Origin of the sequence: Synechococcus sp. R60.1 (assembly GCF_047461835.1) — a bacterium.
Taxonomy (GTDB): Bacteria; Cyanobacteriota; Cyanobacteriia; order Thermostichales; family Thermostichaceae; genus Thermostichus.
Genome location: NZ_JANSIA010000016.1, coordinates 1 through 19700, shown reverse-complemented (window position 1 = coordinate 19700; position 19700 = coordinate 1). Strand labels below are relative to the sequence as shown.

Annotated in this window: 15 protein-coding genes; 14 read left to right on the top strand and 1 reads right to left on the bottom strand. The window is 59.6% G+C overall.

Features of this window, described 5'->3' with window-relative positions:
* Positions 1-159: 159 nt before the first annotated feature.
* The 3 genes from NW834_RS04035 (at position 160) to NW834_RS04025 (ending at position 3482) form a co-directional block, all read left to right on the top strand.
* Positions 160-2133: a peptidase M3 gene (locus NW834_RS04035; protein WP_414419597.1), complete on the top strand. Its 1974-nt coding sequence runs from the start codon at positions 160-162 to the stop codon at positions 2131-2133.
* A 7-nt stretch (positions 2134-2140) separates the two neighbouring features.
* Positions 2141-3121: a DNA adenine methylase gene (locus NW834_RS04030; RefSeq protein ID WP_414426222.1), complete on the top strand. Its 981-nt coding sequence runs from the start codon at positions 2141-2143 to the stop codon at positions 3119-3121.
* Between the two features lie 100 nt (positions 3122-3221).
* Complete coding sequence (locus NW834_RS04025) at positions 3222-3482, top strand: BolA family protein (protein ID WP_414419595.1); 261 nt, start codon at positions 3222-3224, stop codon at positions 3480-3482.
* Positions 3483-3653: 171 nt separating this feature from the next.
* Here NW834_RS04025 and NW834_RS04020 read toward each other — a convergent pair whose 3' ends face one another.
* The gene (locus tag NW834_RS04020) at positions 3654-4775 is read right to left on the bottom strand and encodes a PP2C family protein-serine/threonine phosphatase (protein WP_414351703.1); all 1122 of its coding nucleotides are present in this window, start codon (positions 4773-4775) and stop codon (positions 3654-3656) included.
* 443 nt (positions 4776-5218) lie between these two features.
* Between NW834_RS04020 and NW834_RS04015 the strand changes: the two genes are divergently transcribed.
* The 11 genes from NW834_RS04015 to rsgA all read left to right on the top strand — a co-directional run bounded on the left by NW834_RS04015 (position 5219) and on the right by rsgA (position 19603).
* Positions 5219-6973: a hypothetical protein gene (locus NW834_RS04015; RefSeq protein ID WP_414419594.1), complete on the top strand. Its 1755-nt coding sequence runs from the start codon at positions 5219-5221 to the stop codon at positions 6971-6973.
* A 92-nt stretch (positions 6974-7065) separates the two neighbouring features.
* A complete protein-coding gene (locus tag NW834_RS04010) occupies positions 7066-8106 on the top strand; it encodes an NADP(H)-dependent aldo-keto reductase (RefSeq protein WP_414374974.1) in 1041 nt (346 codons plus the stop codon).
* Between the two features lie 174 nt (positions 8107-8280).
* Entirely contained in the window at positions 8281-10035 is a 1755-nt protein-coding gene (locus NW834_RS04005; RefSeq protein WP_414419593.1) for an S-layer homology domain-containing protein, read from the top strand.
* A 134-nt stretch (positions 10036-10169) separates the two neighbouring features.
* Positions 10170-11090 carry a hypothetical protein gene (locus tag NW834_RS04000; protein ID WP_414419592.1) on the top strand — a complete coding sequence of 307 codons (921 nt, stop codon included), beginning with the start codon at positions 10170-10172 and terminating at the stop codon, positions 11088-11090.
* 87 nt (positions 11091-11177) lie between these two features.
* The gene (locus tag NW834_RS03995; protein ID WP_011434466.1) at positions 11178-12398 is read left to right on the top strand and encodes a DUF445 domain-containing protein; all 1221 of its coding nucleotides are present in this window, start codon (positions 11178-11180) and stop codon (positions 12396-12398) included.
* 40 nt (positions 12399-12438) lie between these two features.
* Positions 12439-14100: a bifunctional metallophosphatase/5'-nucleotidase gene (locus tag NW834_RS03990; RefSeq protein ID WP_414349860.1), complete on the top strand. Its 1662-nt coding sequence runs from the start codon at positions 12439-12441 to the stop codon at positions 14098-14100.
* Between the two features lie 156 nt (positions 14101-14256).
* Positions 14257-14994, top strand: coding sequence for a nucleotide exchange factor GrpE (grpE, locus tag NW834_RS03985; protein ID WP_071818179.1), 738 nt, complete (start codon positions 14257-14259; stop codon positions 14992-14994).
* 179 nt (positions 14995-15173) lie between these two features.
* Entirely contained in the window at positions 15174-16982 is a 1809-nt protein-coding gene (dnaK, locus tag NW834_RS03980; protein WP_414329166.1) for a molecular chaperone DnaK, read from the top strand.
* Positions 16983-17112: 130 nt separating this feature from the next.
* Positions 17113-18297 carry a molecular chaperone DnaJ gene (dnaJ, locus tag NW834_RS03975; RefSeq protein WP_414355537.1) on the top strand — a complete coding sequence of 395 codons (1185 nt, stop codon included), beginning with the start codon at positions 17113-17115 and terminating at the stop codon, positions 18295-18297.
* A complete protein-coding gene (locus tag NW834_RS03970; protein ID WP_011434471.1) occupies positions 18294-18563 on the top strand; it encodes a sulfurtransferase TusA family protein in 270 nt (89 codons plus the stop codon). Before dnaJ ends, NW834_RS03970 begins: the two co-directional genes overlap by 4 nt.
* Positions 18560-19603 (top strand): ribosome small subunit-dependent GTPase A, encoded by a 1044-nt coding sequence (rsgA, locus tag NW834_RS03965; protein ID WP_414419591.1) that lies wholly within the window; start codon positions 18560-18562, stop codon positions 19601-19603. The genes NW834_RS03970 and rsgA overlap by 4 nt, the downstream gene beginning before the upstream one ends.
* Positions 19604-19700 lie beyond the last annotated feature (97 nt).

The window sequence follows — 19700 nt, the reverse complement described above, 5'->3', positions numbered from 1 at the left end:
CCCCCAGGGGGGGATAGCAGGGATCCGGATCCCTCTGATCGCAGCCTGTACCTCCAACCCAGATTTCCCCAGCCATTTGCCCTTTGGCAGAGGTCAAAAGGCGGGCACACCCCTCTGCCGACAAGCCAACAGAGGGACGACCCCATCTCTAGGAGGCTGATGCCGGTGGTCTTTCCTGCTGCTGAACCCCCTTTCGAGCGTTTCTCTGGCTCTGGGAAAAAGCGCGCCCTAACCTGGAATGAACTGGAGGAGCAGGTGCAGCAGTTTGCCCAGCGCTACCGGGGGCAGGTGGTCCAGCTCAGCCCGCCAGAGCTGGCGGTGGCGCTGCAGGAGTTGTCGGAGCTGACGCAGGCGCTCGCCCTGGCAGCCCATCTTGCCGAGGGTTGCGAGAGCAGCAGCCTTCCAACAGCGATCTCGGCTGAGGCCGAACCAGAGATGGCCTGGACGAAGGCAGACCCCAGCTGGAGGGATCTGGAGCGGGTCATCTCCCTGCAGAGCCAGCTGTTGTTTTTCCCCCTGGAACTGCAATCCCTGACCGCCGTTCCCCTCGGCGAACCCGCAGCTGAGACGCCGCAGGAGCGAGAGGATCGGCCCTCGGATCCCTTGGCCGCTGCTTGTGCCGAGCCGGAGCTGCGCCCCTTTCGCCAGTTTTTGTGTCGCCTCCTGCAGCAGCGGGGTCACCAACAACCGGAGCCTCTGGAGTGCCTGCTCCACCAACAGTACCCAACAGGAAGGTTAGCTTGGCGGCAGTTGTGGCAAGTGACCCTGAACTCGCCTGCTGCGCTCCCAGAGCACACTCTTGTCCAGCTGCAGAGCTTACAAACTCACGCCAGCGCGGAGATCCGCTGGGTGGCCTACCAGCGGCTAGTCCAACACCTAGAAGCCCATGCCGATCTGGGTGGGTTTATCCTCAGCACCCTGATCCGCGACCACCTGTGGGAGGCCCAATGGCGGGGCTATGACTCTGCTGCCGAGCTGTATCTGGCCCGCCAGGGCCTGACTCAGACCTTTTTGGAGAACCTATTGGAAGGGATCCGCGATCGGTTTGACCTGTTCCAGCACTATTACCGCCTCAAAAGCAGAACAATGGGACGTTCCATTCGCATCTGCGATCTGCATGCGCCCTGGGGGGATCCCGTGCCGCCCCTGACCTCTGCTGAGGCCACCTCTCTAATCTGGGCAGCCCTGCAGGACTTCTGCCCCGAGTGTGCGGCCCAGGCCAAACCCTGGCTGCTAGAAGTCGGCTCGGCAATCGAGGCAGACAAGCCCAATCGCGCAGCGGGCGCAGCCTTTCGCCCCGGCGAAACGGAGTTCTCGCCCAGGTCGGGAGAAACGGGATCCGGCGGGAGCGAGCTCCTGTTGAAGGTTCTTGCTATCATCAGCCAGCGGCTCCGGCCTGAGGATCCCCAAGTTTGGCTGGATCTGGAGGAGATGCAGGGGAGTTCCGCACTGCTGCCGCGAGCGTGGGGGGTGCAGGCTCACACCGTCTTTTTGCAGCAAATACTCCTGGATCACCTGGTTGCCTCAGCAGTGGGATCCCCTCGCATGGGCAGGCCTGCTCTTTACGACCCAGAGGGGCAAACTGCTCCGCAGCGCTGGCGGGAACGCTCCGGCAGCCTCCAGTTGGCCCAGGCCCTGTTGATACACCATTTGGAAGCCCAGTTGCAGGCGGTGTTTTACCAGAGCTTGATCAGTCGGCTGGAGCTGATTCTCTATCGGTCGGGGCTCCCCGCATGGGAAAATGTGGCAACCTATCCTCTTTGGGTGAGCGAAGAGTGGTTGAAGCTGTGTCAAGAGCTGTGCGGAGATGCGGTGGAACTGTTGCCGGAACACCAGTTTTACTGGGTGGGGATGCCGGAGCTGTTTCTCCACCCCTTTAGTGCCTATCAGGCTAGCCTTGCCAGCCTGGTGGCCTTGGCCTGTCACCGCCGCTATCACAGTTCTCCGCGCAACTTTCTGCCCCACTACCTCCGTTGGTTGGCCAGCCCGCCCGGATCCCTGACTTTGGCAGAAACCACCCAGCTGCTGCAGGCAGATCTGAGCGACCCAGGGGGAGTGTTGCAGGCGCTGGAGGAGCTGGAGCATTGGATCGAGACGCTAGAAAAGCTGCTGGAAGAGAATCCAGATCACTGAACCAACGATGACCCACCCTTGTTCTCTTGGACATAGGCGTGCTCTGCGGCGGGAAGAACTCTGGAACCCTGTACCCGACTCCTGCGAACCCACCCCAGCGGAGCCAGCCGTTAAAGCGCGTCCCTTCCTGAAATGGGCAGGGGGAAAAGGGCAACTGCTCAGCCAATACGAACCCTTTTTCCCTCGCACCTGGAACACCTATCACGAGCCCTTTTTGGGGGGTGGAGCGGTCTTTTTTCATCTGGCCCAAGGGATCCCATCGGGTTCTCGACACTTTGTTTTGTCGGATATCAACCCTGAGCTGGTGAATGTGTATCGCTGCGTGCGGGATCAGGTGGAGGAGATCATTGCCCTGCTCAGCCACCACCAAGCCCACCACAGCCGGGATTATTACTACACCATCCGCGCGGCTCGATTTGAAGATCCGGCGCAACGGGCTGCCCGCCTGCTGTACTTGAACAAAACCTGTTTCAACGGCCTCTACCGGGAGAACTCGCGGGGAGAGTTCAATGTTCCTTTGGGCCGTTACCGCAATCCCCGCATTTGCGACGCGGAGAACCTACGGGCCGTGGCACGAGTTTTACAAGGCGTGGAGATCGCGGTGCAGCCGTTTTGGCAGGTGCTCGAACGAGCCAAACCCGGGGATTTCGTCTATTTGGATCCCCCTTACTATCCCCTTTCTGCCAGCAGCAGCTTCACAGCCTACAGCCGGTTTGCCTTCGGCGAAGCGGAACAGATCCGCCTGCGAGAAGTGTTTGGAACATTGGCCGACCGAGGCGTGCAGGTGCTGCTCTCCAATTCCGATTGCCCCTTTGTGCGGGAACTGTACCGGGATTACCCCATCCAGACCATCTCTGCCAGCCGTGCCATCAACGCCCAGGGCCACAAACGCGGTCCCATCACCGAGGTCTTGGTGCTGAGCCATCCCAGCCTGGCCACCGCCTGCAGTGGGCCGGAAGAGATCCCGTTTTGCCCCAGAACCGTCTAGGGTAATGGATGAGCAGGTCGAGATCCAAGGCGGGATCTCGAGCTTGGACACACTATTGCTCCGCAACGCTGACGCGACGAGACAACGGGAACAACAGCGCATGGATCCACGAGAAATTGAGGCATTGGTACGGGCTGCCCTACCCGGCGCAAGGGTGCAGGTGGAAGACACTGTCGGCGATGGCCATCATTTCCAGGCCATCGTGGTGGCGGAACAATTCCAGGGCTTGCCCCTGATCAAACAGCACCGGCTGGTGAATGAGGCCCTGAAAGCCTACCTGCAGGATGGCCGCCTACATGCTTTGGCCCTGCGCACCTTTACCCCCGCTCAGTGGGAGCAACTCCAGGGGCCGGATGGCTGATCGCGACAGCAGGACAGAGTCCCCTTGAGCCAAGAGGGTCATTTCCGGTCGCGCTGGGCATCGCCTCGATTCCCGGCTCCTCTCTTCCTTTGGGAAAGGGGCTGGAGCTGTCGCAAACGGGAATCCTCAAGGGATCGCCTCAAAGCAGCTTGCAATAGCCATAACTCACCTCTAACCAAAGCTGATCCGGAGCAGGGAGAAATCATCCTCAAAGTCCGTCCGCCCCTGAAAGGATTGGGCCTGATGGATCACCTGATCCAAACTATTGCCAGCGCCCTTGCTCAGTAGGGCTATCAAATTGTCCAGCCCCCAGATTTCTCTCTGGGGGTTTATGACTTCGTAAACTCCATCACTGAACAGGTAGAGATGGCTGTTCTCGGGGATCCGCACCTGATCCCTTTGAAAAGTGAGGTCGGGCAAAATGCCAATGGGCAAGTTGGCAGTCTTCAGCAGGAGCGAATCCTGACCCTGGATGAGCAGGGCAGGTGGGTGGCCGGCACTGGCAAAAGAGAGCAGACGGGATCCCGGCTGGTAAACCCCATACCAAAGGGTGAAGTACATCTCATGGTGGGATCCCATTTGAAAAGAGTGGTTGAGGGCGCGCAAGACCGCGTCCGGCTGGCGGGGATCGGCATCGGCCAAGCCTTGAGTGCGCAACTGGTTCATCACCGACACCGACAACAGAGCGGATCCCACCCCATGCCCCGACACATCCAGCAGATAGATGGCCAGGTGTTCCTCATCCAGCCAATGATAGTTAAACGAATCTCCCCCCAATTCCTGGGAGGGTAAAAAGCGCCACTCGAGGGTCACTTTGCAGTCGGGAAAATAGGCCGGCTCCGGCAGGAGAGAACGCACATAGCTGGCCGCCTCTGCCAATTCTGCCCGTAACCTGGCCGTTTGCTGCTGCAGGTCATAGCTGAGCTGGTGCAAGCGTAATCCGGCTCGCACACGTGCCCGCAACTCATTGGGGTCGATGGGCTTGCTTAGAAACTCATCTGCTCCGGCATCCAGGCCCTGGATGCGGTCTTCGACCTCGGTGCGAGCGGTGAGCAAAATAAAAAACGTCGTGGAAAACTTGGGATCGGCTTTGATGCGTCGGCAAACCTCCAGCCCATCCATGTCCGGCATCATCCAATCGCAGATGATCAGCCCCGGCACCAGCAGGTGGGCTTGCTCCAGTCCCTCGGAACCGTTGCTGGCCATCTCCACGGTGTAGCCCTGTCGTTCCAGGGATCGCTTCAACACCAGCCGAATCGTCGGATCGTCGTCGACAATCAAAATGGCCGCCATGACCGCTGCACCCCAATCCTGAAGTCAAAACGCATCCAAACCCAACTCCAGCCCGATATCCCATACCGATAGGCAGGTCTTTCATCCTAGCTTAGGCGTTGCGTCAGGAAAACCGGCTCGGCAAGCAGTCCACGACAAAGGGGTGAAGCCTCAGCAGCCTCATCCATCAGAGCTGAAGGTACGTATCGATTTGTGGATCCTCAAAACCGTGGTTGCACGCTACCCAAAAGCTAACCGTTTCCAGATACTGGCGGCGGGAGACAATTCGAGGCAGATTCTGGGCAGATTCTTCTTGAGAGACTTTCATTGGATACAGAGATACAGATCACACTCATCCATCCTTCGCCGACCTAGAGTGAACGTTAAGATTCAATAGCCTTTACCGCATGAGCACATCTCCCCCATCCTTATTCCCTTCCGCCGTTCAGGATTCGCGGGCGAGCTTGCCTCCGGGACCTAGCGAAGCTCACAGGGGAGAAATTCGGCTGGAGGACTTGGACGAGAAGCAATTGTTGGCCTCCCTATCGTCGGTGGTGTTAAACCCGGCAGCTTGGAGTTGCTTCAGCGTCAGTGAAACCAGCCGCCTGCTACGCCCCCTGCAAATCTGCCCTGACTTGACGGGAACTCTTGTTCTCTCCCCAGGGGCCACTGCCGAAGTGGTCTATAAGTTCCTGCTGAGCGATGGTCGGATCGGAACCATGAAGGGGCTGATCTCCATCGAAGACTTCCGCAGCGAGCGGCTGCGCTCCGTTTACGATCAGCTTCACATCGAAAAGATTATACCGGTCTTCACCGAGTCGGTTGTGGTGCAAATCATCGACCATTTGAAACCGATTTTTGCCCGTGACTTGGATGAGCTGCTTTGGCAAGAAAGTTTTTACTTTACCCCTCAAGATCTGCGCCAGCAGGAGTTCTTGTTGCGCGGCCTACGGCCCGAGGCGATCCCACGCAGCTTTCGGCCTCACCTGCAAAGGGTCTACACCCAGATTATGAAGGTGTGTCGCAGCTTGCCCAACATCGCTTTCCAACTGTGTCTGCGGGCCTACTTAGAGTACAACGAGGTCAAGAACAGGCATCTGCTGGCGCTTCTACTCAGCAAGTATTTTTACACGCTCTACCGCATCGGCGGGCTGGACGGTTGGGAAAGTGGGGATCCGGTGGAGCTGGGATCCCTGCGCTCCTCCAATCGGCAGGCTCGACTCCAGGCTCTTGCTCGCCTTCTAACCCTGGACAACGACAGCGACGCTCCCCTGGTGGGCATTGGGGGCAGCGGGCTGGGGGGCAGCTATTTCAGCGGGGAACGGGAGCCTACTGGTGTTGAGATGGTGAGCTCGGAGGAGATTGAAAAGCTGCGGCAAGATGTGGAGGTGGCCCGCGGCCAGATCGCCGAGGCCCAGCAGTTGGTAACTCAATATCAGGAGGAGAAAAAACAGGAACTGCTCAACCGCCTTCAGGATCCGGGAAAGTTTCTTCTCTTCAGCATTCATCAGTTTTTTGACACCCTCTTCGGATCCCTGCCCGGAGAGGTGAAAAGCGAGTACGGGGCAGTTTGGGTGCCGCGCACCTCCTACTTGGATGAGAAGGAGCGAGATGAGCTGACAGAGCATTTGCGCCTGATCACCAGCGAGGCCTATTTGGTCAGCGTTCCCTCTGCCGAGGCCACCCTCATTAGCTATTGGCGAGTTTTGGCCGATTCCTTCTACAACCAATGGGTTTTGAATCAGTACAAGCAGTTGCAAAGCTATGGAGTGGATCTGGAGCAACAGGGCATCCAGATTCTGGAACGAGAACGATTCCTGGATGAGGTTCAGTTGCGCTTTGCCGCCCGCCACCGAGAAATCGTCACCCAAAATGTGGAGAAGATCACTCAAATTGTGGTGGATAGCCTGGCCAAGCGGGTGGCCCTCAACACCGGCCAGCAAAGTTTTCAGGCTATGCGGGCCAAGTTGACCACCGTTTTGGATATGGACATTTCCCGCAAGGACGTGGGGGAAGTCAAGCGGCTGATCGACTACTTTACGGATGTGTTTTTGGGCAAGCGGGAGGAGCTGCGCTCCCCCTATCCGGTGGGCACGATTTTGCAAGTCAAGGCGGCCATTGAGGCTCGCCCCCCCGATAACCGCACCCGCATTGGTCTGGAAATTTTGGGTCAGCTCTACCGCGAGTACGTTCCTCTGCTGGGATCCGCACCGAGGTAGGAGGGGGGCAGAGCGGGGGATCCCGTAGGCCGACAGGTTTTGGGCACAATGGGGACTGGCGCGCTGTCTAGGGTTGGAGATGGAGATTCCCCATGCGCTACCGCCAGCTTGGCCACAGCCCTTTGCAAGTTTCCGAGATCTGCCTGGGCACCATGACCTTTGGGCAGCAGAATACTTTGTCTGAGGCTTTCGAACAGCTCGACTACGCGGTGGAGCACGGGATCAACTTCATCGATACCGCCGAGATGTACCCGGTGCCGGCGCGGGCGGAAACCCAGGGATCCACCGAGCGCTACATCGGCGAGTGGCTGCAACACCAACCGCGGCATCGCCTGATCCTGGCCACCAAGATCACCGGCCCTGGTCGGCCCTGGCATTGGATTCGCGGCGGATCCCTGTCCATCACCCGCGACAACCTCAAGCAGGCGGTGGCCGATAGCCTCAAGCGCCTGAAGACCGACTACATCGACCTCTACCAGATCCACTGGCCGGATCGCTACGTGCCCCTGTTTGGGGGCGTTGCCTACGATCCCAGCCAGGAGCGGCCCACCGTTCCCATTGCCGAGCAGTTGCAGGCTCTGGCGGAATTGGTGCAAGAGGGTCTCATTCGCTACATCGGCCTGAGCAACGAAACCCCTTGGGGGGTGAGCAAGTTCTGCCAGGTGGCCGAGCAACTGGGGTTGCCCAAGGTGGTCTCGATTCAGAATGCCTACAGCCTCATCAACCGCACGTTTGAAATGGGCCTGGCGGAAGTCTGCCGCCACGAGCAGGTGGGCTTGCTGGCCTACAGCCCGCTCGGATTTGGGCTGCTGACGGGCAAATATCTGGGGGGGGTGAAGCCGCCGGGATCCCGTTTGGCCTTGTTTGAAGGCTTTGGCCAGCGGTACCGCAAGCCGAATGTGGAAGAAGCGGTGGCCGCCTATGTGCAAATTGCCCGCCGGCACGGTCTGACACCGGCCCAGTTGGCTTTGGCCTTTGTGCGCAGCCGCTGGTTTGTCACCAGCACCATCATTGGGGCCACCAGCCTGACCCAACTCAAAGAGAACCTCAGTTGCCTGGATGTGGAGCTGTCCCCGCAGCTCCTGGCGGAGATCGAGGCGGTGCACCAGCGCTACCCCAATCCTGCCCCCTGAAAGGTTGGCGAAACCGGTGGCCAGACAGAACTTTTCAGAAGGTTTCCTCGTCTGGGTGTGCGGTTTGGATCATCCTCTCCTACACTTCTGTCCGGCCAACTTCCAGGGCCCCTCCCAACCGAGAGTGGGGATCCAAGACTGTAAATCCCGTACCCAGAACCTGAGGTGTGAACGATGCGTGAGCTTTCCCTTTGGCAGGGCTGGAAAACCGCCGCTCTGGTGATCAGTTGCAGCAGCTTGGCCTGGCTTGGGGATCCCGCTTGGGCCCAACTTTCTGATATCAGCACCTATTGGGGTGCCCAGTACATTGCTGGGTTGAATGAACGGCAGATCATCGGCGGCTTCCCGGATGGCACCTTTCGTCCCAATGAATCCATCACCCGTGCCCAATTTGCCGTTATTGTCACCAAGGCTTTTGGCCTAGATACCAACGTTCCTGTGCGCTCCTTTGCCGATCCCATTCCCAGTTGGGCGGCTCCCTCCATCGGCGCAGCGGCAGCGGCAGGGTTTGTTTCCGGCTTCCCGGACGGCACCTTTCGTCCCAACGATGTGCTCACCCGTGCACAAGCCATCACCGTCCTGACCCGTGCCGCCACCAACGGTAGGCTCATCGAAGATGCCGGCCAAATTGACGCGATCCTATCCGCGTTCGGCGATGCCAATTTGGTTCCCAACTTTGCCCGCGCCCCCATCGCGACAGCAGTTCAGGAAGGGCTGTTGGTGCTCTACCCCAACCCCACCCAATTGAATGCCCAGGCGGTGGCCACGCGGGGGGAAGTGGCTGCTCTTACCTACCAAGCGCTGGCCAAGGTGGGTCGAGTACCCAATTTGGATCCGCCGGTGGGGGCTGCCATCCCCGGCCCTGGGATCCGTACCGAGCTCCTTGCCCAGGTCACTCCTACGCCCGAACCCCTGACCACGCCAGACATTCCCATTGAGCCTCTGGTAGAAACGCTGCCCGCCGCCCCAGAAGTGAGAACCTTCTTCGCCCGCGAAGAGCTGGGATCCGTAAACCCAGGGGATACCGTTACCGTGTTTTTGCTGGGATCCCCAGGGGCGCAGGGATCGTTTTCCATCCCCGGCATTGCCTACAACCTGCCGCTGCAGGAAACCCGCCCAGGGCAATACGAGGGCAGCTACACCTTCCGCAGCCAAGACCGGGCCTCAGAAGCGCCTGTTTTTGCCCGCTTGGAGCGGGATGGACTGGTAACCCTGGTGCAGCTGCCGGATAAGACCATCACCATCGGGCGGGTGACCGACACCACCTTCCCCACCATCAGCGAACTGGCCCCTCCCAATGGATCCCTAACAGACAACCCTCGCCCCTCCATCTCAGCCCGTTTCCAGGACGACCAGGGAATCGACCTCAATAGCTTTACCTTGCTGGTGAACAACGCGGATGTCACCGCCCAAGCCCAGCTCACCCGCACCGGCTTCGCCTACACCCCAGCCGAGCCGCTGCCCACCGATCGACCGACCTTGATCGCCGTCCAAATTGCCGATACCAGCGGCAACACCACCATCCAGCAGTGGTCTTTCCAGGTGCAGGCCGCCCAGCCCACTCCCACACCAACACCAACACCAACCCCAACACCGACAGCCACGCCCACACCGACCCCAACGCCGACTCCAGCTCTGACCCCAACGCCAACCCCAACACCGGTAGCTACGCCTACTCCCACACCCACGCCGGAAGCTACACCCACCCTGACTTCAACACCGACCCCCACACCCACTCCGACTCCACAGCCTGGCGGGGAGCCTTCACCTTCTCCTTCTCCAGAAGGACGGTCTCCTGCAGAACCCAAGCCGGAGTCCAGCCCCGAGGCTCAGGAGAGTGAGGCTACAGAGTCTCCTAAGCCAGAATCCCCAGCCCCCCAGCCAGGGGATCCCGGCGGACCGACTCCTTCTCCTTCCCCCAGCCCCTAGGGAAAACTCGATCCAGACCCCGAACAGGCTCAATAGTGTTTTAAGAGCTTCCGATCCCTTAATACCTACTAAATCTAGTGGGCATGAGCTGGTCAGGATGTTAAGCTACTGCCAGTTGTGACCGGATGGGATCCATGAGCTCAACCTTGCAGCCGTTCCTGCATTTGTTGCAGAGGAGTTCCTTTTGGGGGGTGTTGATAGCCGGTGCCGTTACCCCGGTTGCTGCTCAGCAGTTCGAGTTCACCCCTCAGTCGGTACCCCCCAGGGGGGATCCCGTCCCTACCCTGCCCTTGCTGAGCCCTCCGCCCTCCCCCGGCTCTGCCACGGCCCTGCCACCGGTACCTCAGGTGCCGCAAATGCCGCTGGATCCCACAGCTCCGGCCTTGGATCCGATCCCGGTGGTGCCCGTTCCAGCGGCCCCAGGTGGACAACTCCCCCAAGGCGAGGCCTATTCCTATCAACGTCGGCCCGACCTCAGTCCAGGTGGGGATCTCTCCGGAGCCACGCGGGGCGAGCTGCCTGCCGGCACCCGTATTCTCCTCACGGTCTACCGCCCCATCACTTTCCAGCCCTACCAGGCCATTAACGGCCACCTGGAAGTCTCCGAGCCGGTGGTGGATCGCTTTGGCCAGGTGGTGATCCCGGCAGGGAGTGTAGTGTGGGGCACTTTTGAGCCGGTTTACCGAGAACTGAAGTTGTCTGGCCGGGAGGCGGAGAGCGCCGATCCCCAAGAGCGGGTCGTCGGCAGCCGCTTTGTGGCCAACCGCCTCACCATCGGCTCTTCCACCTACTTGGTGAGAGGCCAATCTGCGCCGCTACCAGTCGGGTTGGATCGCAACGCCGATGTCGGCACAACTGTAGCCCGCGGGGCAGGCTATGGGGCAGCAGGTGGGTTGGCCTTGGGGATCCTCACGGGGGGATGGGGCTTTTTGCCGATCTTGGCCGGCAGCTTGGCCGGCGCTGCGGCAGGCAGTACCAATATTGACCGGGTGGTGACGCTGCAGCCCAATACGCTGGTGGAGCTGGAGCTGACCGATAGCCTGATCATCCAATGAACTGGCCAACCCTCTTTTGCCCTGTGGCTGGCTGAAGTGACTCGGGGCAGCTCGGTAGAGTAGAAGAGAGCCCCCTCCATTGCTTCCATGGCCTTCTGGATCTACGTTGTGCCCCCGCTGGCCGGGCTGGTGATCGGCTATTTCACCAACGACATTGCCATCAAAATGCTGTTCCGGCCCTACCGCCCCTATCGGGTTTTCGGCTGGCGCATCCCCTTTACCCCCGGCCTGATCCCGCAGAACCAGCCTCGTCTGGCCAAGCAGATCGCCAAGACCATCATGGGATCCCTGCTCACGCCGGAGGAACTGCACAATCTGGCCCGTAAGCTGCTGCAAACCGAGCGCATGCAAGCTGGGATCCGCTGGCTGCTGGGGGTAGCCCTGGATCGGCTGCAAAACCCTGAGCAACAGCAGCAAACTGCTCAGGTGTTGGCGCGCATTTTAGCCGACCTGTTTAACGAGTCGTTGCCCCGCCTGGTGAAGGTGCTTGCCCGCCAAGAAACCTTTTTGGAAGGGCCGATTAACCAACTGTTCGACCAAGTGTTGCTGGAGCTGCGCCTCAGCAGCGAGCAGGCTAAGCAGCTCTCGGAGTGGATCCTGAAGCAGGCGCTGCCCCCAAAGGTGTTGCGGCAGAACTTGGTGGACTTTCTCACCGATCGCAACATCGAATCCCTTGACGAGGAGTTTCGTGAACGAGCGACCGGCTCCTACTGGGTGGTGGCCAACTTGTTCGGCCTGAAAAATGCCCTGTTGCGCCTGCGCACCTATTGTCTGGAAGAGCCGGAAGGGGCAGAAGCCATCTTGGAAGATCTGCTCAAAGACATCAACGCCTCCCGCCGCCTGACCGAGATCCTGCAGAACCTCTCGCTGCAAAACCTGCCGGTTTCCGCCGTGCGTCAGTTGCGCCGTGCCCTCCGCGACGGGATCCAAGATTACCTGCGCAGCCAAGGGCCAGAGGTTATCAAAGGGCTGGGGGAGACCATCGATTGGGAAAAAGTGGCCAGCCTGGTGTTGGGACGCCTGCGCAACTCCAAGGCGTTGATCACCTCCATCGATCAGATCAGCGCCGACCTGGCTTTGGTCTTGGAGCGCTACCTAGAACGGGATCTCGAATCCCTGATGATGCAGGTGATCCCGGTGTTGAACCTGGATCAGGTCATTGCCGATAAAGTCAACGCCACCTCCCCTGCCGACCTGGAGCAGGCCATCCAGCAGATTGTGCGCCAAGAACTCCAGGCCATCGTCAACTTAGGCGGCCTCCTCGGCTTTTTGGTGGGCTGTGTGCAGGTGCTGTTCTTGCTGGGCTGACGAGTTTGGGTTGGGCTTTGACTTTGGCTATGATATGAGAATGCGATTAACAATTCTCCACACTTCGGATCTCCATGCCAATCTACATCCCTGGAACTACTTCACCGGGATCCCTGCGGAGCACGGTTTAGCCAAGCTGGCCACCCTCATCAAGCGCGTGCGAGCAGCCAGTGAGGATCCCGTCCTGCTCATCGACAGCGGCGACACCATTCAGGGATCCCCTTTAGGCAGCTACTATGCGCAAGTGGAGCGCGTCTCCCCTCACCCCTTGGCTCATGCTCTCAACGCCTTGGGCTACGACGCCTTTACCCCCGGCAACCACGACTTTAACTTTGGGCTGCAAGTTCTCCAGGATTTTATCGGCGATCTCCGCTGTCCGGTGCTCTGCGCCAACATCCTCCGCCAGAATGGGGATCCCCTCTTCCAGCCCTACCTGATCCGGGAATTGGCCGGGGTTCGCGTTGGCTTGCTAGGGCTGACCACCCCCCGCATCGACACCTGGGAGCGACCCGACTACATTGCGGGGCTGCGCTTTGCCCCCTTGTTGGAGACCGCCCGACACTACCTATCGCTGCTGCGACCTCAGGTGGATGTTTTGATCTTGATCCTGCACAGCGGCCCCAACCAATTGCCCCCCCTGCGCACCCCTGAGCATTGGCACAACCCAGATCGCTCCGGCTGGTGCAGCAACAAAAGCCTGGCAGGGGAAAACGAACTGTTGGCCCTGGCCGAACTGGACGGCATTGACGTCATCCTCTCCGGCCATACCCACCAGACCATCGCCGGTCTGGGGGGATCCCCAGCTCTAGTGGTGCAGCCCGGCTATTGGGGCAGCCACCTCTCCCAGGTATCCCTGGAGCTGGAGCGCCAGGGCAGCCGCTGGCAAATCATCAGCAAAAGCGCACAGCTCCTCTCCGCCGAAGGGATCCCTCCCGATCCCGAACTCTTGGCCTTGACAGAGCCCTATCATCAAGCCACCCTGCGCTACATCCGTCAGCCCATTGGCCAAGCCCGTTCTGCCTATAGCGGCGGTCTGGCAGCCCGTCTGGGGGCCAACCCTCTGGCAGAGCTGCTCCATCAGGCCCAATTGCAAGCAGTGCGGGAGGCAGGATTCCCCGCAGAGCTCTCCCTGGTCAACATCTGCAGCAGCGCCGGCCTGTCAGCAGGCCCCATCTCCCTGCAAGATGCCTACAGCCTCACCGTCTACGACAACACCCTCTGCGTTTTGGAGATCACCGGAGATATTCTGCGGCGCGCCCTGGAACAGACTGCCGGCTATTTTCGCCAGTTGGATCCCAATCACCTTCCCGCCGATCCTGCTGCCGTCGTGGCCCCCGAAGCCCGCGGCTACACCTTCGACCTCTACCACGGCATCGACTACTGCTTCGATCTCACCCGCCCCGTAGGAAAGCGCCTGGTGACCTTACAATTCCGCGGACAGCCGGTGGAACCAGCACAGACCTTTCGCCTGGCCATTAACCACTACCGAGCCGGCGGCGGCGGCGGTTACAGCATGTTCCAAGAAGCCCAAACCCTGTGGATCTCAGCCGATAGCATCCGCGACTTTCTGGTCTACTATATTCACACCCACTCCCCCATTCAACCCATCTACAGCCCCAACTGGCGCCTAATCCCCGACTTGGCCAAGATCTACTTCCCCGATTGCCTGGGCCGGCCACGGGAACATCTGCTGGTCGGCTAGGAAAGAAAAGATATTGACTTCAACTGGCTGAAAGAGAACCCGGTAGAATACGATCAACACAGAGCCTGGTTTGGCTGAGTGCAGCGGCGGTTTTGAAACTGCCAAACTGGGGATATCCGAGTCACTGCTCATTGCTAACACTTGCCGACATCGCCCATGACTGCCGAAGAGAAGCAACCGATGGCCCCAGAAGATACCTATCCTGAACTACAGGAAGAAGAGATCGACGTAGAGGCAGAGCTGGAGAAGCTGATTTTGGAAGATAGCGAAGCAGAAGCCGGTACCTCCTCCGGAGAAACCGCAGCTGAGCCTTCTCCAGATCCCGGTGAAGCTCTCAAGCAGCTCCAGCACGAGTTGGAAGTTGTCCGCCAGCAACTCAAAGAGAAAGAAGACGCCTACCTGCGCCTCTACGCCGATTTTGAAAACTACCGGCGGCGTACCCAGCGGGAAAAAGAAGAGTTCAGCCAAAAAGAACGGCAGAAATTTGTGCTGGAGATCTTGCCTGTTGTGGACAGCTTTGAGCGGGCTCAGCAGCAGCTGAAGCTGGAAACCGACCGCGAGCGGGAGCTGCACAACAGCTACCAGAGCGTCTATCGCCTGCTGGTGGAATGCCTGAAGAAGATGGGCGTCTCCCGCATGAAATCGGTGGGCCAGCCCTTCGACCCCAACCTGCACGAAGCCATAGCCCGTCAGCCCAGCCCAGACTATCCTGAAGATGTGGTAGCCGTCGAATATCAGCCGGGTTACAAGCTGGGGGACTTGGTGATCCGTCATGCCATGGTAGCCGTCTCGGCGGGCAGCCCCAGCTCTGAACCATCCCCCCCAGCCCAAGCCACCATCGAAGCTGGTCCGGAAAACACGCCCGCCTCTCCCCAAAACCCCCAACCTTCCTAGCCGAACTTGCTCACTTGAACCTTGACAAACAGAGCCAGAGCAGTCTCAGAAACGCTACAGTAAAGCTACGGAGACGAAAGCAACGTCTGAAGGTTTCTGCGGGATTCTGGGCAGAATGCTTTTAAGATCCGTGGAATCGCGTTCTTGGGTTGAGACTTGGCGCACGGGAAGAGGGGGCTATGGGTAAAGTCATCGGGATTGACCTGGGAACCACCAACAGTTGCGTGGCGGTTTTGGAAGGTGGTCAGCCCGTTGTGATCACCAACGCCGAGGGAGGGCGCACCACCCCCAGCATTGTCGGCTTCGCCAAGAACAACACCCGCTTGGTGGGCCAACTGGCCAAGCGCCAGGCGGTTACCAATGCTGAAAACACCATCTTCAGCATCAAACGCTTCATTGGCCGCACCTTTGCCGAGACCGAAGATGAGCGGAGGCGGGTTCCCTACAAAGTCATCCCCGGTCGAGACAACATGGTGGAAGTGGCGGTGCAAGATCGCGCCTACACTCCGCAGGAGATCTCCGCCATGATCCTGCAAAAGCTGAAGGCCGATGCGGAGGCCTATCTGGGGGAGCCGGTGACCCAAGCCGTGATCACCGTTCCCGCCTATTTTACCGATGCCCAGCGGCAGGCCACCAAAGATGCGGGCACCATTGCCGGCCTGGAGGTGCTGCGCATCATCAACGAGCCGACAGCAGCCGCCCTGGCCTATGGCCTAGACAAACAAGATCAAGACCTACGCATTCTGGTTTTCGATTTGGGTGGCGGCACCTTCGATGTCTCGGTGCTGCAACTGGGCAGCGGCGTGTTTGAGGTGCAAGCGACTGCCGGCAACAACCACCTGGGGGGGGATGACTTCGACCAAAGAATTGTCGATTGGCTCATCCGTCAGTTTTTGGAGACGGAAGGGATCGACCTCTCGCGGGATCGCATGGCCCTGCAGCGGATGCGGGAGGCTGCTGAGAAGGCCAAAATTGAGCTGTCCAGCACCCAGGTTACACTCATTAACCTGCCTTTTATCACCGCCGACGATTCGGGGCCCAAGCACCTGGAAGTGGAGCTGACCCGCGGCAAGTTTGAGGAGTTGGTGCGGGATCTGGTGGAGGCCACCGTGGAGCCTACAGAACAGGCGCTGCGGGATGCTGGCCTCTCCCCTGCAGACATCGACCGCGTGCTGCTGGTGGGCGGCTCTACTCGTATTCCCGCTGTCCAGGAGAAAATTCGGCAAATCTTCAAAAAAAACCCAGATCGCTCCGTCAACCCGGACGAGGCGGTGGCCCTTGGCGCTGCCATCCAGGCAGGCGTGGTGGGTGGAGAAGTGAAAGATCTACTGCTGCTGGACGTGATCCCTCTCTCGATTGGGGTGGAAACGCTGGGGGGAGTCTTCACCCGCATCATCGAGCGCAACACCACCATTCCCACCAGTAAAACCCAGATTTTCTCCACTGCCACCGATGGCCAGAGTGTGGTGGAGATTCACGTCCTGCAGGGAGAGCGGGCCATGGCCAAAGACAACAAAACCTTGGGCCGCTTTCAGCTGACCGGGATCCCGCCGGCTCCCCGTGGGGTGCCCCAGATCGAGGTTTCTTTTGACATCGATGCCAACGGGATCTTGAAAGTCTCGGCTCGGGAAAAGGGGACAGGAATCGAGCAGAGCGTCAAGATCACCAACAACGGTGGCTTGAGCAGCAGCGAGATCGAGCGAATGCGTCGGGAAGCGGAGGCCTATGCCGAAGAAGATCAGCGCCGGCGGCAGTTGGTGGAAGCCCGCAACCAGTCAGATAGCCTGCTCTACAACTACGACAAAACCCTGCAGGAGCATGGCAATCGCCTCAGCGAAGCTCGAATCCAGCGGGGGGCTCAAGTGGCGGGCACATTGAGGGCATTGCTGGCAAATGATAACGTAGACTTAGCAACTTTACGGAACGCAATGGAAGAACTGCGGGCTGTCCTGCTGGAGATGGGTAGCGAGATCTATGGAGCTCGCTGAGGATTCTAGGCAACTGCTTGCTCTCCCCCAGCTCCGGTGCCTTGTAGGTCTGCTTCGGTTGTGCTGCCTGACAAGTTGCATCTCAAGTGTGTCTGATGTTTTGATCTTTAACCTCTTCTGAAGCGCTTCTATGGCTCGCGACTACTATGAAATCTTGGGGGTTAGCCGCGATAGCTCCAAAGAGGAGATCAAGCGCGCCTATCGACGGTTGGCTCGTAAGTACCACCCGGATGTCAACAAGGAGCCAGGCGCCGAGGAGCGCTTCAAAGAGATCAACCGTGCCTATGAGGTGCTCTCTGATAATGAGCTGAAAGCCCGCTACGATCGCTTTGGAGAAGCGGGTTTGAGTGGAGCTGCTGCGGCAGCAAGTGGATTCCAGGATTTTGCGGGGATGGGTGGCTTTGCCGACATTTTCGAGAGCTTTTTCACCAACTTTGCAGGGGCGGGAGCCGGCTATGCCCGCAGTCGCCAGGGGCCGGTACGGGGCGATGATCTGCGCTTTGACCTAAAACTGGAGTTTCTGGAAGCCATCTTCGGCGGCGAAAAGCAGATTCGCATCAGCCACCTGGAGGTCTGCAATGTCTGTGGGGGCAGCGGGGCCAAGCCCGGTACGGAGGTGAAAACTTGCCCCACCTGCGGGGGCGGTGGTCAGGTGCGGCGGGCAACCCGCACGCCGTTTGGCAACTTTACCCAGGTCTCGGTTTGTCCCACCTGTGGTGGCAGCGGTCAGGTGTTGGAAGAGCCCTGCTACAACTGCAATGGCGAGGGCTTGGCCCAAACCACGAAGAAACTGCGCATCAACATCCCAGCCGGCGTGGATAGTGGCACCCGTTTGCGGGTTTCTGGGGAAGGCGATGCCGGTCGACGCGGTGGCCCGCCCGGGGATCTCTACGTCTACCTATTTGTGGAACCGGATCCCGACTTCCAGCGAGATGGCCTGACCATTCTCTCGGAGGTGCGGGTGAGCTATTTGCAGGCCATCTTGGGGGCCAAGGTCTCTGTGCCCACCGTGGACTCGAAAGCCGGCCTGGAGGAGGAGGTGGAGCTGACCATCCCAGCCGGATCCCAGCCGGGTACAGTGCTGACCCTGGAGGGCAAGGGGGTACCTCGCATTGGCAACCCGATGTCTCGGGGCGACCACCAAATCACCTTGGTGGTGGAGATCCCCACCCGCATCAGCTCAGAAGAGCGGGAATTGCTCATGCGCCTGGCTGAGCTGCATGGAGAACGCATCAACAAGCGGGATGGTTTCTTGGGCGGGTTGTTGCGGGGGCTGGCCCAGATGCCTGGCAACCGGGAGCGTGAGGAAGAATGACTGCAGAGGCTGTTTCGTCGGAAGAGGTCAAGTTTATCCTTGACCAGCGCGGGATCCCTTGCCCACTTAACTACGTGCGGGCGAAGCTGCGCCTGGAGCGCATGGCTCCTGGAGAACTGCTGGAGCTATGGCTGGATGCGGGAGAACCTCTGGAGCAGGTGCCCAACAGCCTAGCCATGGCCGGGCATCGGATTGAGGGACAGGCGGCTGCCCCCGAAGGCCATCACATTCTCTGGGTGCGTCGTGGCACGCCTGAGTCGGCATGAGCCCGGTGAAACCAGAAGGAAAGGGGGATCCGGGATCCAGTTGTACCGGCTGGGTGCGCGCAGCGCAGGCCAACTTTTATCGCGTGCGGATCGATCCGAGTTTGGCCGCCCTTTTTCCCGAGATCCCGGCTCGGTTTCCGGTTGAAAAGCCCACCCCGGCAGAGATTCTCTGTACCAGTCGGGCCAAGCTGAAAAAAATGGGCCAGCAGGTGATGGTGGGGGACTGGGTGGAGGTGCGCTTGCCGCCTGCTGCCGCCGACCTCTGGCCGGAGCGGGGGGTGATCGAGGTGATCCTGCCGCGGCGCACTCAACTGCCTCGACCTGCTATTGCCAACGCAACCCAAGTTCTGGTGGTGGTGGCCCTAGCCGAGCCCGACCCTGAGCCCAATGCCCTCAGTCGTCTGCTGGTGCAAGCCGAGGCCAGCCAACTGCGGGTTCAGGTGGTGCTGAACAAATGTGACTGCGTGGATCCCGAGGTAGCGACAACCTGGGTGGGACGCCTGCAGAGGTGGGGATATGAGCCTCTGTTGGTCAGTGCCCACACCCAAGCTGGGATCCCCCAGTTGCAACAGTGCTGTCGAGATCAGATCTCGGTGGTGACAGGCCCTTCCGGGGTGGGCAAATCCAGCTTGCTCAATCGGCTGCTGCCGGACGTTCGGCTGGCCACTCAGGCCGTCTCCAGACGTTTGGGCCATGGTCGGCACACCACCCGCCATGTGGAGCTGTTTCCTTTGCCGGAAGGCGGTTGGATCGCCGATTCGCCGGGATTCAATGCTGGCGAAGGGATCCCGCCGGTGCATCCTTTGCAGTTGATACGGTGCTTCCCCGAAGTAAGGGATCGCTTGGGCGCCTGTCAGTTTCGCGATTGCCTACACCATCGAGAGCCGGGCTGTGGGCTCCGAGATCTGGATTGGGAACGACGGACTTTTTACTTGCAGCTTTTGCAAGAAGTCCAGCAGGTGCAAAAGGCATCGGTGGGCCTTATCCAGCCTGGCCAAGATCCCAGTCTCGCCAGAATTGCGCGAAAGACCCCAATCTGAGGACTATAGTCATTCCAAACTAGGTTGTGTTGATCTTTCATTTGAGCCAAAAGAGAGCACTGACGAGATAGAGAAAACTCAAGAAGTTCCTGGCCAA

What these genes read in the sequence shown, in the direction of transcription:
- NW834_RS04035 (WP_414419597.1), top strand. Translation starts at nt 160, where the DNA reads ATGCCGGTGGTCTTTCCTGCTGCTGAACCCCCTTTCGAGCGTTTCTCT.
- NW834_RS04030 (WP_414426222.1), top strand. Translation starts at nt 2,141, where the DNA reads ATGACCCACCCTTGTTCTCTTGGACATAGGCGTGCTCTGCGGCGGGAA.
- NW834_RS04025 (WP_414419595.1), top strand. Translation starts at nt 3,222, where the DNA reads ATGGATCCACGAGAAATTGAGGCATTGGTACGGGCTGCCCTACCCGGC.
- NW834_RS04020 (WP_414351703.1), bottom strand. Translation starts at nt 4,775, where the DNA reads ATGGCGGCCATTTTGATTGTCGACGACGATCCGACGATTCGGCTGGTG.
- NW834_RS04010 (WP_414374974.1), top strand. Translation starts at nt 7,066, where the DNA reads ATGCGCTACCGCCAGCTTGGCCACAGCCCTTTGCAAGTTTCCGAGATC.
- NW834_RS04005 (WP_414419593.1), top strand. Translation starts at nt 8,281, where the DNA reads ATGCGTGAGCTTTCCCTTTGGCAGGGCTGGAAAACCGCCGCTCTGGTG.
- NW834_RS04000 (WP_414419592.1), top strand. Translation starts at nt 10,170, where the DNA reads ATGAGCTCAACCTTGCAGCCGTTCCTGCATTTGTTGCAGAGGAGTTCC.
- NW834_RS03995 (WP_011434466.1), top strand. Translation starts at nt 11,178, where the DNA reads ATGGCCTTCTGGATCTACGTTGTGCCCCCGCTGGCCGGGCTGGTGATC.
- NW834_RS03990 (WP_414349860.1), top strand. Translation starts at nt 12,439, where the DNA reads ATGCGATTAACAATTCTCCACACTTCGGATCTCCATGCCAATCTACAT.
- grpE (WP_071818179.1), top strand. Translation starts at nt 14,257, where the DNA reads ATGACTGCCGAAGAGAAGCAACCGATGGCCCCAGAAGATACCTATCCT.
- dnaK (WP_414329166.1), top strand. Translation starts at nt 15,174, where the DNA reads ATGGGTAAAGTCATCGGGATTGACCTGGGAACCACCAACAGTTGCGTG.
- dnaJ (WP_414355537.1), top strand. Translation starts at nt 17,113, where the DNA reads ATGGCTCGCGACTACTATGAAATCTTGGGGGTTAGCCGCGATAGCTCC.
- NW834_RS03970 (WP_011434471.1), top strand. Translation starts at nt 18,294, where the DNA reads ATGACTGCAGAGGCTGTTTCGTCGGAAGAGGTCAAGTTTATCCTTGAC.
- rsgA (WP_414419591.1), top strand. Translation starts at nt 18,560, where the DNA reads ATGAGCCCGGTGAAACCAGAAGGAAAGGGGGATCCGGGATCCAGTTGT.